The following is a 12168-nucleotide window of genomic DNA, read 5'->3' as shown; positions in this document are numbered from 1 at the left end:
CCAGTGAACCAGCAAAACAGAGATCAGCGCGCCAGTGGCCAGCGCTTCAGAAGATGGGGGAGACACACCACACCCGAAAGCCGACATTGAAGCTGCGGCGGCCGGGGTGGGGTGGGAGTGGATGCGGACGGCACAACGCGCGAGGTCACGGTTGTCGTACCACGAGCCGCCGCGCAGCATGCGCGGGAACGTGCCACCGGGGCCGGTTTCGCTGGGTTTGTCATACCGGTTCAGGCACCACTCCCAGACGTTCCCCGCCATGTCGAGAGCCCCGCAGGGCGAGGCACCCTGCGGATAGACGCCCACCGCCGAGGTACGCCCGAGATGGTGCGTTCCGGCGTCACCCCATGTCTCGTCGATATTGGCGTGCCCCGGCACGAATTCGCCCCAGGGGTATTCGCGGCCATCGGCGCCGCGCGCGGCCTTTTCCCACTCCTGCTCGCTCGGCAACCGGACTTCGTAGCCCAGCGTCTGGCTCAGCCAGCGACAGAAGGCCATCGCCTCGAACCACGAAACAGTCTCGCGCGGATGGTTGGCATGGTCCCACACCGGTTCGGCAGGGCGCTCTGATCGCTCCGCGAGTCCTTCCCACCAGTGGGGATTGGCAAAGCCCTGCGGGTCGTCGATGAAGCAACGGAACTGGCAGTTGGTGATCGGATAGCGGGCGATGTGGAAGGCTGGTAGCCAGATCTCTTGCTGCTCTTCTCCGTAGCGGAACTTTCCCGCAGGGACTTCAACCCAGTCGATGTCCGGCACCTGGCGTTTGCGCGCCGCATCGAAACGCACGCCGACGCCACGCCGGTCGTCGAGCGGCAGGCCGCCGAGGCTGAGTCGGCCCAACGCGCGACCGACGGCCGCACGCGCTTCGAGCTCGGGATCCTGTTTGAGGTTGGCGAGCCGCGGCTGCCAAGCCTGCCGCAAGCGCCGCAAAGCCGCTGCCGGCGATGCACTGCGCCGCGACTTCGGGCTGCGCCTGCAGCAGCCATTCAACGACCGGCGTGCAGTCGTCGCCGTGCAGGCCGGCGAGCAGCACCGCAGCCTCCTCCCAGCCACTGCGCTCCCACCAGCGCGCCGCCGGCCACAGTTCGCCGGCATGCCAGGTGCCCGAGGCCAGCCGCGTCCGCATGCCGCGGGCGGTGAAGTATTCCTGCAGCAACTGGTGGCTGAATCTCACCTCGTGCTCGCCCACCGCCAGCAGGCTGGCGGCAGCGGCCCGGTGCAGCAGACCGCCGTCGAGCCATCCGGCGGCCTCAGAGCGGTCGACCGCCGTCGCGGCATCGCCGCGCGCATCGTCGCCAGCCGCCGCCGCGATGCCGCGCCGCGACTGCATGTGCCAGGCCAGGCCCTCGAGCGCGGCGAGCAGACGCTCGCCTTCCGTCGTGAGCCGCAGCGGTTCGACTGCCGCTTCCGGCTCGTCGGCCAGACGCTCGCGCAGCAGCAGAACCTCGACAAAGCGGTCGAAGAGCACGGCCCGGTTCTGCGGCACATCGCCCGAATCGAGATAGACGCAGGTCAGCATGTAGAGCAGGTACGGATTGCCGGCCAGCCGCATCAGGCTGCGCGGATCGTGCACGGCCTGCCGCCAGGTGCGGTCCATGGCCCCGGTCGTGCGGCTGTAGATGTCCGGATTCGCGCGTGGCACCTCGGTCGCCGACCAGAACAGCGAAAGACTGGCGCCGGCGGCTTGCCAGGTCAGCCATGCCTGCCGCACGTCATCGCCCCCGGCGAGGCGCCAGAACAAATCCTCGCCGCGCTGCCGCCCGGCCGCCGCGCGCACCGCCGGTTCGAGCGCGTACGTCAGGTAGCCGGTGACGAACTCGAAGATGCGCGGCGGATCGAGCGGGCGGATGCTGACGGTGTCGAGATCGAGCGACAGGGCGCCGGTGTAGTCCAGTTCGCGGCAACTGACCATCGCGGCAAGTGCGCGGTGCTCCAGCAGAAAGGCCTTGATCTCGGCCGCCTTGGCGGCGCGCTCGGTAACCGGCATTTCGTTCAGGCCGTCGAACAGCAGCAGCGCGCGCCTGGACGCGAGCAGGCTGGCGAGATGGGCGCCGAGTTCGCCCAGCTGATGTTCGAGAAAGGCCGGCAGTCCTTCCTCGGTCCCGGTCCACTTGCCCAGGCTGACCAGCAGCGGAATCGGCGCCGCCGCGTCGGCGAGCGCCGCCTCCAGCGCGTCGTGCGCGAGCTTCCACAGCGTCGTCGTCTTGCCCGCGCCCGGCTCGCCGAGCAGCACCGCCCGGCGCACCTGGCCGAAAGCCTGTGCGATGTCCTCGTAGGCGCGCGGCTCGCTGCACGCTTCGGCCGTGCCGCCGAAGCGGTGGCGCAGGAGACGCAATTCCGGGCGCATGACGACGGCCGGCAGGCTGGTGGCCGCTGCCGCCGGCGTGAGCACCCTGGCGACGCCGGCCATCGGCGTGTACAGTTCGGTGTGCACCAGCTCGCCGAGTTGCAGGCGGCGCAGGTAAGCCAGCTCGGCGTCGCGCTGACTTGCCGCCGCAGCGGACGGAGCCGTTGCTGGCAGCGGCACGGGCAGCGAACGCAGCAGGCGCTGCACGCCGACTGCGAAGTCGGCGCCGCGGATCGAGATCGGCTGCAGGTCGAGCATGCGCAACGGCAGCTCGCAGTCTTCGGCCAGCAGCGGAACGATGGGCTTGCCGCGCCTCTGCGCCAACAGGCACTCCACCCGCACCCATTTGCTGGCGTTGGCGGCCGCGGAGACCAGGGTGACGACGGCGTAGGCTCGCTCGATGCCTTCGGCAATGGCCGCCTCCCATACCTCACCGCCAGTGATTTCGCTGCTGTCGAGCCAGCAGTCACGGCCAGCGCGCCGCAGGTCGGCCACCAGACGATCGGCGATCTGCCGGTCGCTGCGCGCGTAGCTGATGAAAATCACCGGACCGGGCGTGCACTCATGCCGGGGGTCGATCCTGCGGACCCTTTCCGGTCAACCCGCGTCCGGAAAGTCGGCCCCGAGCGAAACGTCCCGCCACGTCGCCATCTCCGCTGAAAACTCCTGCAGCTTGGCGGCGGTCAGTTCGAGCGCCGGCCGGCCAAGCAGCAAATGCAGCGGCGCCTGCGGCGCTTCGACCGCTTGAATGATCGCTTCCGCACCGCGCACCGGGTCGCCCTGCTGCCTGCCGTTGTAGCTCCGGATGACGGCCCGGCGGGCGCCCGCGGACGGTGCGTAGTCGGCGATGGCGTTCTTCGGCGTCTTCAGTGAACGGCCCGCCCAATCCGTGCGAAACGGCCCCGGCTCGACGATCGTCACCTTGATGCCGAGCGCCGCGGCTTCCTTGGCCAGGGCCTCGGACAGTCCCTCGACGGCAAACTTGCTGGCGTTGTAGTAGCCGATGCCCGGAAAACCGATCAGTCCGCCCACCGACGAGATGTTGACGATGTGGCCGCGACGGCGGGCGCGCATCCCGGGGAGCACGGCCTTGGTCATGTTGGCCAGACCGAAGAGGTTGGTCTCGAACATCGCCCGGACTTCGTCGTCCTCGCCTTCCTCGACCGCCGACAGATAGCCGTAGCCGGCGTTGTTCACCAGCACATCGATCTGCCCGAAGCGTTCTTCGGCCTGTCGGACGACGTCGGCGATCTGCTGCGGAACGGTCACGTCGAGGGCGGCGACCAGGGCGTTCCCGGCCGGGACAAATTCGTCGAGCGCTGCCGGATTGCGCGCCGTCACGACGACGCGGTAGCCGCGCTGCAGCAGCACTCTGGAGAGTTCGCGGCCGAAACCGGTCGAGCAGCCGGTAATCAGCCAGACGGAGGTGGTGGAGGTCATGGTCAACTCGCAAGATGTGTTGTGGGCCAGGAAGCTAAGATACCCGATCCACCGTGCGAATGGTCGTCTTTGTCGCACACCGCTGGCCAGCGCTTGCGTGCGCCTTCCTTGTATCGCTCAGTCGTTGTACTTCTTCACCCAGGCCGCGTAGCGGTCCACCCAGTTCTGCAGGAACCGCCGGCTTCCTGCGCCGATGTGGCCAGCCTCGTCGAACAAACCCTCCTGGACATCACGGACAGCGCATCGTGCCGGCGGGGAGCTTCCGCCCGCCGACAGACAGGCTCCCGGCGACCGTCAACTTATTTTCCGACCGGCGGTTTCTGCTCGGTGATCGGCCTATACTTGATCAACACCTGCGTTCGCGGGTGCTCACGAGGAGTACGATCATGGGCAAGATAAGGCAGGGCAACAAGGAACAGAAGAAGCAGCCGCTGTTGACTCCCAAGGAAAAGCGGTCCGCCAAACAGGCCGAGAAGCGTGCGACGGATATCGTGCCCCTGGTCAGCCGCTGAACCGCCGCACGGGTGACGGGCCGGCCCTGCGGTTCAACTGCCGGGTAGATTCAGGCGGTGGAACCGCAGCGGGATGCCGTTCAACATGACGACCAGGTCATCCGCGTAATGCACCAGATGTGCGGACCACTTGCCCTGCAGGTGGTGTGGTACCCAATACGCTGCGCAGGGCATCGCCATCGACGATGGCCCACGTTTCCGTCTCGCGCACCGGAATGACGGCGACGCCGAGACGCGCGTCAGCGTGTTCCTGACGCAGTCTATCGATTGCCGGCTGAGCCTGCTCCTTGCGCTTGCGTTCAGGGTCGCCCGCACCGTCGGCATGAATGAAAAGTATGCGCCATGCGTTGCGTGCTTCCCTCGCCGCCCGCACAATCCGTTCCACTCGGGACGCTTCATCTGCTTGCGGGCGGGTGGTCCAGGCACAGCACTTCGCTCACCTCGACAGCGTGCGCCGCGTCGCGCGTGGCAAGACGACGGTGAATACTCGCCGAATCTCCTCGGCCATTGCCGAGCTGAGGGCATTCACTCCTGGGTGGCTTGACTGTCTGGCAATGATTCGCCAGACAGCCGCAGCGATCAATTGCGTTAGGTTAGTATTCGTCACCCCATATCTCAGGAGACTTGCAACCATGACCACACTTTTCAGCCCGCTCAAGCTTGGCGCCCTGACTGCGCCGAACCGGATTTTCATGGCCCCCATGACCCGCTGCCGGGCCGACGCCGAGCACGTGCCCACTGCATTGATGAGCGAATACTACGCCCAACGAGCGACTGCCGGATTGATCATTGCCGAAGCCACCATGGCCATGGAGAACAACTCCGCATTCTGGAGGGAGCCCGGAATACACTCCCCCGCCCAGGTGGCCGGCTGGAAGCAGACCACCGATGCGGTGCACGCCGCCGGTGGCCGAATCTTCCTGCAGATCTGGCACGGCGGCCGCGCGTGCCATCCGCTGCTGAACGGTGGCGCCCAGCCGGTGGCCCCGAGCGCGATTGCGATCACTGGTGACGAGGTGCTGACACCGCAGGGCAAGCAGCCCTACGTCATCCCGCGCGAACTGCGCGACGACGAACTGCCGGGCATTGTCGCCGGCTTTCGGAAAGCGGCCGAAAATGCCCAGGCAGCGGGCTTCGATGGCGTCGAAGTCCACGGCGCCAACGGCTACCTGCTCGACGAGTTCCTGCGCGACGGCGCCAACAAGCGCTCGGGTCCATACGGTGGCTCGCTCGAAAACCGGGCTCGCCTGCTGTTCGAAGTGATCACAGCCGTCAGTAGCGTCTGGGGCAACGACCGGGTCGGCCTGCGCCTTTCGCCGCTCAACAGCTACAACAGCATGATCGACAGCGACCCGATCGGACTCGCCACCTGGCTTGCCGAACGGCTCAACGATTTCGCCCTCGCTTACCTGCACGTGATGCGCGCCGACTTCTTCCGGCAGCAGAGCGGTGACGTGCTGACGCCGGTGCGCGCGAACTACCAGGGGACACTGATCGGCAACATGGGCTACACCGCCAGCGAAGCGGCGCAGGCCATTGGCGAAGGAAGGCTCGACGCGGTTGCCTTTGGCTCCAGCTTCCTCGCCAATCCCGATCTGCCGGCACGAATCCAGGCCGGCGCAGCGCTGAACAAGCCCAATCCGGGGACGTTCTATACGCCGGGACCGGCAGGCTACACCGACTATCCGGCAATGACCGCCTGATCCCTGGCGCCATGAACAAGCTCTTCGCCAACACCCCTCGCGACCTGCCCGAAGAACGCTGCTAACGGTCATGACTTTTCCAGGCACCCCCGATCATGAAAGTCATGACCGTTTCCCTCTCCCCCGACCCCTCCCCCGCAAGTGGGGAGGGGGGATTCGTGAGTCGCATACGCGACTTTCACATTAAACCCTGGCCTGATCGCCGCAACACCGGCGCATCGTCGGCGAACCCTCACCCCAGCGAAGAACGAAAGCGTACCCCGAGCCGGCGCAGCGTTCTTTCCGCAGCCAGCACGCCGCGGTACTGTGCTTCCTCAAACAGCGAAAAGCCGCTGACGTCGGCGTGTGCGAAGCGCAGGCGTTCGCCGTCGATGGCGAATTGCTGGCGCGCCGCACCGGTGATCAGACCGGGCAAGGGGCGGGCCATGGCATGACCATTGCGAAAGACATCCAGGCGAGTCGTCAGTTGCCGGATGTCGGGGTGCGGCTGTTCGAGTTCGGCGAGGATCTGTTCGGCCCAGATCTCGCGTGGCGTGTCGCGCAGCGCTTCGCGGCCCTGTTGCGGGCTCATGTCGTCGAAGGCCCGGTAGCAGGTGAACACCGTTGCCCCCGGTCGCAGGCGCATCTGCTGGTGCGTCGCCACCACATAACCCAGGCTGGCACCGCCGTAGAGGACGTTGTCCCAGGCCGGTGCCGCGCCGGCACGGTCGTCGGGGAAGCGCGACAAGGTCAGGTTGGCGACCAGCCAGGGCGCGTAGCTGTAGCTGCGAGCGGCGGCCTGCAAAGCGGGCTGTCCGGCGAAAACCAGGGGAACGAGAAACAAGGGCGCGGCCCAGATCAGTTGTTCGACGAGCAGGCGCAGCGTCCGGTCTTCGCCTGGCAAGCACAGGTCGACGGCGATCGGGCGGCCACGCGCAGCGGCAGCGACATGGAAGACCAGCGCACGCGTCAGCAAGCGTTCGCCAACGCGCGCCTGGATCGAGCGCAGCATGCCGGCCACCAGCCAGGCGTTGCCTGTCGGTGCGGTGAGCACGGTTTCGCTGCCTGCGTTCTGCGCCTCGCCGTCGCGACACGCAAAATAGTGGATGCCGGCCCAGGCCGAGACCGCCGCGCTGCCGGTTCCATAATCATCGCGGCAGGCGTAGTTGACGTACCAGTGCAGATGCGGTGAATCGAAACCCTGCGCGAACAGCCAGTCGCGCATGCTGATCCGGTCAAGCGCCAGCAGCTCGGGAGCGCGGCTCGACAGCGCCATCGGCAAGGCGAAGGCACGTCGCCCGAGGCCATCGCGGCGGAGCCTGAAATCCTCCATCAAGTCGCTGAACTGCTGATACTGGTGGCGCTCGGCGGCACTGACCCCGGTCTGCGGCAGCAGGCCCTCCTGCCAGCGGCCGTGACGATAGAGTCGCTCCTGCGGCGTCGCACACAGGTAGCGCTCGTCATAGACCGGCTGCACGGCGCGCGGATCGCCCTGCAGCACGCCCAGCTCGGCAAGCAACTCGCGCACCGCCGTCGCCTCGCGCGTCGGCAGTGGCAGGTAATGCGCGCCCCAGGGATAGGCGCTGACGGCGTTGCTCCCGGCGCGCGAATTGCCGCCAGCTGCGCTTTCGAGTTCAACGATCAGGAAATCGGCGAAGCCCGATTGGGCAAGTTTCCAGCCGGCGGCGAGTCCGCCGATGCCGGCGCCGACGATCAGCACCGGGACCTGCCTGGTCTCGCCGGGCGGAGCGAAGTTCCCCTCACGCAGCCGATGGCCGAGGTTGAGCGAAGCCCCGAGCAGATCGCCAGGCGGCAAGGGGACTGGTGCGCAGCCGCAACCGGCGAGTGAAGCTGCACCCGCTGCAGCAACTGCGGTGAGGAAATCACGTCGATCCATCAGCGGATCACCTGCCGCCACTCGTGCTCGAAGTAGCGGACCAGCACCTGGTTGTTGAGCCGGTTCACCTCGGCCTCGACGCGCGCCATGTCCTTGGGAAAGAGAAACAGGGCCGGTGTCGTCTCGGGGCTCAGGAAGCGGGTGTCGACGGCGTAGGACTGCGGCGGCCGATAGTCGCGGCGACCGGCGAGCACGAAACCCCATTCCCCGAACGATGGCACCAGAGCGTGGTAGGGGGTGGCGACCAGGCCGACGCTCTCCAGCGTCGTGACGATGCACCAGAAGGATTGTCGGGCGTAGAGTGGCGAAGTGGCCTGGACGACCATCAAGCCCCCTCCTGCCAGGTGCTTTTCGAGCAGGCGGTAGAAAGCGGCGCTGTAGAGTTTGCCGATCGCAAAGTTCGATGGATCGGGAAAATCGACGACGACGAAATCGAAGAGATCGTCGTTTTCCTCGAGCCACTGCAGCCCGTCGGCATTGACCACCCGTACCTTCTGCGAGTGCAGCGCGTCTTGATTGAGTTTGCGCAAGGGCGGCGCACTGGCGAAGAGGCGCGTCATCGCCGGGTCGAGGTCGACCAGCGTCACCGACTCGATCTGCGGATACTTGAGGATTTCGCGCAGGGCCAGCCCGTCACCGCCGCCCAGCACCAGCACGCGGCCTGCTGCCGGCAGCGTGGCCAGCCCCGGATGGACCAGTGCCTCGTGATAGCGGTACTCGTCGCGCGAACTGAACTGCAGGTTGTTGTTGAGATGGAGGCGCAAATCATCCTTCCAGCGGGTGACGACGATGCGCTGATACGGCGTGTTCTCGGCATGCACGATTTCATCGGTGTAGAGATGCGCTTCAGCCAGTGAGGTCAGTTCGCCCGCCGCGGCAAATGCCGCGAGCAGCGCCAGCAGCGAGACACCGCCCTGGACACGCAGCCAGCCGGCGTTCTGCAGTTGCTGGCGAAACAGCCAGCACGCCCAGAGCGCCACCGCGACGTTGAGCAGACCGAACAACAGACCGCTGCGCATCAGCCCGAGATGCGGCACCAGCAGCACCGGAAAGAGAATCGAAACGGCAAGCGCGCCGAGGTAATCGAAGGTCAGCACCTGCGAGACGAGATCCTTGAATACCAGGTCGTGTTTGAGGATGCGCATGATCAGCGGAATTTCCAGCCCGACCAGCACGCCGATGGCGACCACCGCCAGATACAGCGCCAGCTTGAACGGCGCCGGCGACCAGGCGAAAATGAAGAACAGCGCCGCCGCCGAGAAGCCGCCGAGAACGCCGACCAGCAACTCGACCTGAATGAAACGTGCCACCAGATGTTTTTCGATGTAGCGCGACAGCCACGAACCGATTCCCATGGCGAACAGGTAGGTCCCGATGACCGTCGAGAACTGGGTGATCGAGTCGCCGAGCAGATAACTCGCCAACGCCCCGGCGATCAGCTCGTAAGCCAGCCCACAGGAAGCGACGATGAAAACGGAAAAGAGCAGCGCGTGGTTGATCATCGGGAGGGTTCAGCGATTCACAGGCCATCGGGCAAGGCGCCCGCGGGCCATTTTATTCCGAAAAGCGAAATCTGCCGCCAGGCGCAGGAGGTCGGCCGACTGGCGGAGCCGTGCCGCGTAGCTCGCCAGCCCCGAATTGCGTTACCATGCGCTCGACAAACAAGCTGGAGAAGTCCTTGCCGGGCAAATCGTTGTTCACGCTCGTGCCCCCCGGAAACCCTGGATTCGGATGACCCTATTGATGAACCCCAACGAGCCCGAAATGGCCCGCCCTGTACTGGCAGTGCTTTTCCTCTGTGCGCTGATCGCCGCTTCGGTCTGGATCCTGCGCCCGTTTCTGCCGGCACTGATCTGGGCAACGATGGTCGTCATCGCCACCTGGCCCCTGCTGCTGCGGGTGCAGCGACGCCTTGGCAATCACCGCACTCCGGCAGTGATCGTCATGACCCTCCTGGTCCTGCTGGTTCTGGTCGTTCCCCTGTCGCTGGCGATTGCCACCCTCGTCGACAATGCCGATCGGATCGTCGAATGGGGAAAAGACCTGACCGAATTCAAACTTCCGTTGCCACCCGCATGGGTCGGTGAGCTGCCGCTGGTCGGCGCACGTGCCGAGGAGGCCTGGGCGCAGCTTGCGGCCGTCAGAACGGCAGAACTCGCCGCCAAGGCGGCACCCTACGCGGGCAACCTGACCAAGTGGTTCGTCAGCGAGGTCGGCAGCTTCGGACTGGTTTTCGTACAGTTTCTGCTCACCGTCGCGCTGTCTGCAATCCTCTATGCCTCTGGCGAGCGCTTCGCTGCCGGCGTACGGCGTTTCGGCCATCGTCTCGGCGGCGCGCGCGGCGAGAGCGCGGTGGTGCTGGCCGGTCAGGCGATTCGCGCCGTGGCCCTCGGGGTCGGCATTACCGCATTCGTGCAGTCGATCCTTGGCGGCATCGGCCTGGCCATCGCCGGCCTGCCGTTCGTCCCCGTCCTGACCGCGCTGATGTTCATGTGCTGCATCGCGCAGCTTGGACCAGCGCTGATTCTCGCACCCGCCGTTTTCTGGTTGTACTGGAGTGACAGCAGCGGCTGGGGAACCTTTCTTCTGGTCTGGGCGATTTTTGTCGGCACCATGGACAACTTCCTGCGTCCGCTCCTGATCAGGCAGGGCGCCGACCTCCCCTTGCTGCTGATCCTCGCCGGCGTCATCGGCGGCATGCTGGCCTTTGGACTGGTCGGCATCTTCGTCGGCCCGGTCGTTCTGGCTGTTGCCTATACCCTGCTCGACGCGTGGATCAACGAGCGTCCGTCCGCTGCAGAGGAAGCGGAAACGGCAGCAGGCGTGGCCGCCGTCATCGAGTCACCAGACCACAGCCAACCACCGGCCTCATGACGATCCGAAAGCCGGCGCAGGACCGGGGGGTCAGTGCGAAATGTTAAGATCTTCGCTCTCTTTTCCGTCCGATCGGTGTTGCCATGTTTTCAGGAATCATTGCCGCTGTTGGCCAGATCACCCACATCACCCCACGTGATGACGGGGCCGCAACCGTCCGTCTGACGGTCGACGCCGGCCGGCTCGGACTTGATGATGTCGGCATCGGCGATTCGATCGCCTGCAGCGGCGTCTGCCTGACGGTGGTCGACAAACAGGACAATTGCTTTTTCGTCGATGTCTCGCCCGAATCGCTGGCGTGCACCGTTGGCCTCGCGGCGCCTGGTCCGGTCAACCTGGAAAAGGCGCTGCGCCTGGCCGACCGCCTCGGCGGACATCTCGTCTCCGGCCACGTCGACGGTATTGGCGAAGTGCTGCGTTTCGATCCGGTCGGCGACAATCGTCTGCTTGAAATCCGTGCGCCGGAAAATCTCGCCAGATACATCGCACGCAAGGGCTCGATCAGCGTCGATGGGGTCAGCCTGACGACCAACTCGGTCGACGGAGCAGCGTTCAGCATCAACCTGATCCCGCACACGCTTGCCTCCACCACTCTTGGATGCCTGCAAACCGGCAGCCGGGTCAATCTCGAAGTCGACCTGATCGCGCGCTATTGCGAAAGGCTTCTGGACCCCCCAAAATAGACCTTTACAAGCCGTTGATTTTGCGTAGAAGAACTATTGTCTGAGTTGTTTCAGGACCATCATGTTGCTGCCGAAACATGCGGGTCGCCAACCTGAAAAGCGACCTCCAGACTAGCACTCCCCCATGTGCTACACTTATTTATGTGTTATTCACCAAGGGACAAAAATGGCTACCGTAAACTTCACAGGTTCCGTTGATCGCGATCTGCTCAAGCGTGCCAAGGTGATCGCGGCCAAGACTGACACGTCGGTCAACGCACTGTTCAATGCTGAACTGCGCCATCTCGTCGAGACCTTTGAGGCCTCGGAATCGACCGGCAACCAAAACTTCAAGGTACTGCTCGACTTTTCGCTGGGGCGCATCGGTGACGATAAAGTCATGCAGGCGCTGGGCATCGACAGCGAGGAAGACCTATTCCTGCTGATGGCGCAGGCGCATTTGCCCATGCCACGACTACCGGATGCCACTACACAGGGGATGGTCGACCAACTGAACGCCTTGCCGACCGCTTGAGTCAGGCCGCAATGTCATCGGCCAAAGATATTGCGCTGCTGCCCGATGCTGGGCCGCTGATCACGCTAGCCTACGCCGATGCGCTCGACGTGCTGTTCAATCCGGGCTGGACAGTCATGCTGGTGGATATGGTCCGGCACGAAGTCACGCGCAACCAGACACCGACCAGCAGCCAGTTAGCGGCTTGGGCCGCATCGGCACAGATTCCTGTCCTGCCCA

General features: G+C 65.3%; 12 protein-coding genes and 1 pseudogene. 6 read left to right on the top strand and 7 right to left on the bottom strand.

Annotated features, from left to right (window positions below; genetic code table 11):
• From CAPSK01_RS22725 to CAPSK01_RS22720, 4 genes and pseudogenes are all read right to left on the bottom strand, one after another.
• A partial coding sequence (locus CAPSK01_RS22725; RefSeq protein WP_273703524.1) for an SUMF1/EgtB/PvdO family nonheme iron enzyme occupies nt 1-786 on the bottom strand: 786 nt, incomplete at its 3' end.
• Nucleotides 734-2893 carry a TIR domain-containing protein gene (locus CAPSK01_RS11105; RefSeq protein WP_034926307.1) on the bottom strand — a complete coding sequence of 720 codons (2160 nt, stop codon included), beginning with the start codon at nt 2891-2893 and terminating at the stop codon, nt 734-736. The genes CAPSK01_RS22725 and CAPSK01_RS11105, both read right to left, overlap by 53 nt.
• A 51-nt stretch (nt 2894-2944) precedes the next feature.
• Entirely contained in the window at nt 2945-3787 is an 843-nt protein-coding gene (locus CAPSK01_RS11100; RefSeq protein WP_034926305.1) for an oxidoreductase, read from the bottom strand.
• A 117-nt stretch (nt 3788-3904) separates the two neighbouring features.
• Nucleotides 3905-4012: pseudogene (locus CAPSK01_RS22720) on the bottom strand (NADPH-dependent FMN reductase); the annotation flags it as partial.
• Between the two features lie 161 nt (nt 4013-4173).
• Between CAPSK01_RS22720 and CAPSK01_RS22715 the strand changes: the two are divergent.
• Nucleotides 4174-4299 (top strand): hypothetical protein, encoded by a 126-nt coding sequence (locus tag CAPSK01_RS22715; protein WP_256435991.1) that lies wholly within the window; start codon nt 4174-4176, stop codon nt 4297-4299.
• A gap of 97 nt (nt 4300-4396) precedes the next feature.
• Here the strand turns inward: CAPSK01_RS22715 and CAPSK01_RS11095 are convergent, their stop codons facing one another.
• Entirely contained in the window at nt 4397-4684 is a 288-nt protein-coding gene (locus CAPSK01_RS11095) for a hypothetical protein (protein WP_034926304.1), read from the bottom strand.
• 247 nt (nt 4685-4931) lie between these two features.
• Between CAPSK01_RS11095 and CAPSK01_RS11090 the strand changes: the two genes are divergently transcribed.
• Entirely contained in the window at nt 4932-6002 is a 1071-nt protein-coding gene (locus tag CAPSK01_RS11090; protein WP_034926303.1) for an alkene reductase, read from the top strand.
• 232 nt (nt 6003-6234) lie between these two features.
• Here the strand turns inward: CAPSK01_RS11090 and CAPSK01_RS11085 are convergent, their stop codons facing one another.
• Nucleotides 6235-7878 carry an NAD(P)-binding protein gene (locus tag CAPSK01_RS11085; protein WP_034926719.1) on the bottom strand — a complete coding sequence of 548 codons (1644 nt, stop codon included), beginning with the start codon at nt 7876-7878 and terminating at the stop codon, nt 6235-6237.
• The gene (locus CAPSK01_RS11080; protein ID WP_034926301.1) at nt 7878-9380 is read right to left on the bottom strand and encodes a polyamine aminopropyltransferase; all 1503 of its coding nucleotides are present in this window, start codon (nt 9378-9380) and stop codon (nt 7878-7880) included. Before CAPSK01_RS11080 ends, CAPSK01_RS11085 begins: the two co-directional genes overlap by 1 nt.
• 229 nt (nt 9381-9609) lie before the next feature.
• Here CAPSK01_RS11080 and ydiK point away from each other — a divergent pair, with 229 nt between their 5' ends.
• The 4 genes from ydiK to CAPSK01_RS22710 form a co-directional block, all read left to right on the top strand.
• Complete coding sequence (gene ydiK, locus CAPSK01_RS11075) at nt 9610-10752, top strand: AI-2E family transporter YdiK (RefSeq protein ID WP_273703523.1); 1143 nt, start codon at nt 9610-9612, stop codon at nt 10750-10752.
• A gap of 83 nt (nt 10753-10835) precedes the next feature.
• Nucleotides 10836-11435 carry a riboflavin synthase gene (locus tag CAPSK01_RS11070; protein ID WP_034926298.1) on the top strand — a complete coding sequence of 200 codons (600 nt, stop codon included), beginning with the start codon at nt 10836-10838 and terminating at the stop codon, nt 11433-11435.
• Nucleotides 11436-11559: 124 nt separating this feature from the next.
• Complete coding sequence (locus tag CAPSK01_RS11065; RefSeq protein WP_273703522.1) at nt 11560-11949, top strand: hypothetical protein; 390 nt, start codon at nt 11560-11562, stop codon at nt 11947-11949.
• A gap of 11 nt (nt 11950-11960) precedes the next feature.
• On the top strand, nt 11961-12168 hold a 208-nt coding region (locus tag CAPSK01_RS22710; protein WP_273703521.1), incomplete at its 3' end, for a hypothetical protein.

This window comes from Candidatus Accumulibacter vicinus (genome assembly GCF_000584955.1).
Lineage (GTDB): Bacteria > Pseudomonadota > Gammaproteobacteria > Burkholderiales > Rhodocyclaceae > Accumulibacter > Accumulibacter vicinus.
The sequence above is the reverse complement of the archived record's forward strand: the minus strand, read 5'-3'. Positions and strand labels throughout refer to the sequence as shown.

Excerpts from the sequence above, each read along its gene's own strand:
- CAPSK01_RS11070 (WP_034926298.1), top strand. The coding sequence starts at position 10,836 with ATGTTTTCAGGAATCATTGCCGCTGTTGGCCAGATCACCCACATCACC.
- CAPSK01_RS11080 (WP_034926301.1), bottom strand. The coding sequence starts at position 9,380 with ATGATCAACCACGCGCTGCTCTTTTCCGTTTTCATCGTCGCTTCCTGT.
- CAPSK01_RS22715 (WP_256435991.1), top strand. The coding sequence starts at position 4,174 with ATGGGCAAGATAAGGCAGGGCAACAAGGAACAGAAGAAGCAGCCGCTG.
- ydiK (WP_273703523.1), top strand. The coding sequence starts at position 9,610 with ATGACCCTATTGATGAACCCCAACGAGCCCGAAATGGCCCGCCCTGTA.
- CAPSK01_RS11085 (WP_034926719.1), bottom strand. The coding sequence starts at position 7,878 with ATGGATCGACGTGATTTCCTCACCGCAGTTGCTGCAGCGGGTGCAGCT.
- CAPSK01_RS11065 (WP_273703522.1), top strand. The coding sequence starts at position 11,560 with ATGTGCTACACTTATTTATGTGTTATTCACCAAGGGACAAAAATGGCT.
- CAPSK01_RS11100 (WP_034926305.1), bottom strand. The coding sequence starts at position 3,787 with ATGACCTCCACCACCTCCGTCTGGCTGATTACCGGCTGCTCGACCGGT.
- CAPSK01_RS11090 (WP_034926303.1), top strand. The coding sequence starts at position 4,932 with ATGACCACACTTTTCAGCCCGCTCAAGCTTGGCGCCCTGACTGCGCCG.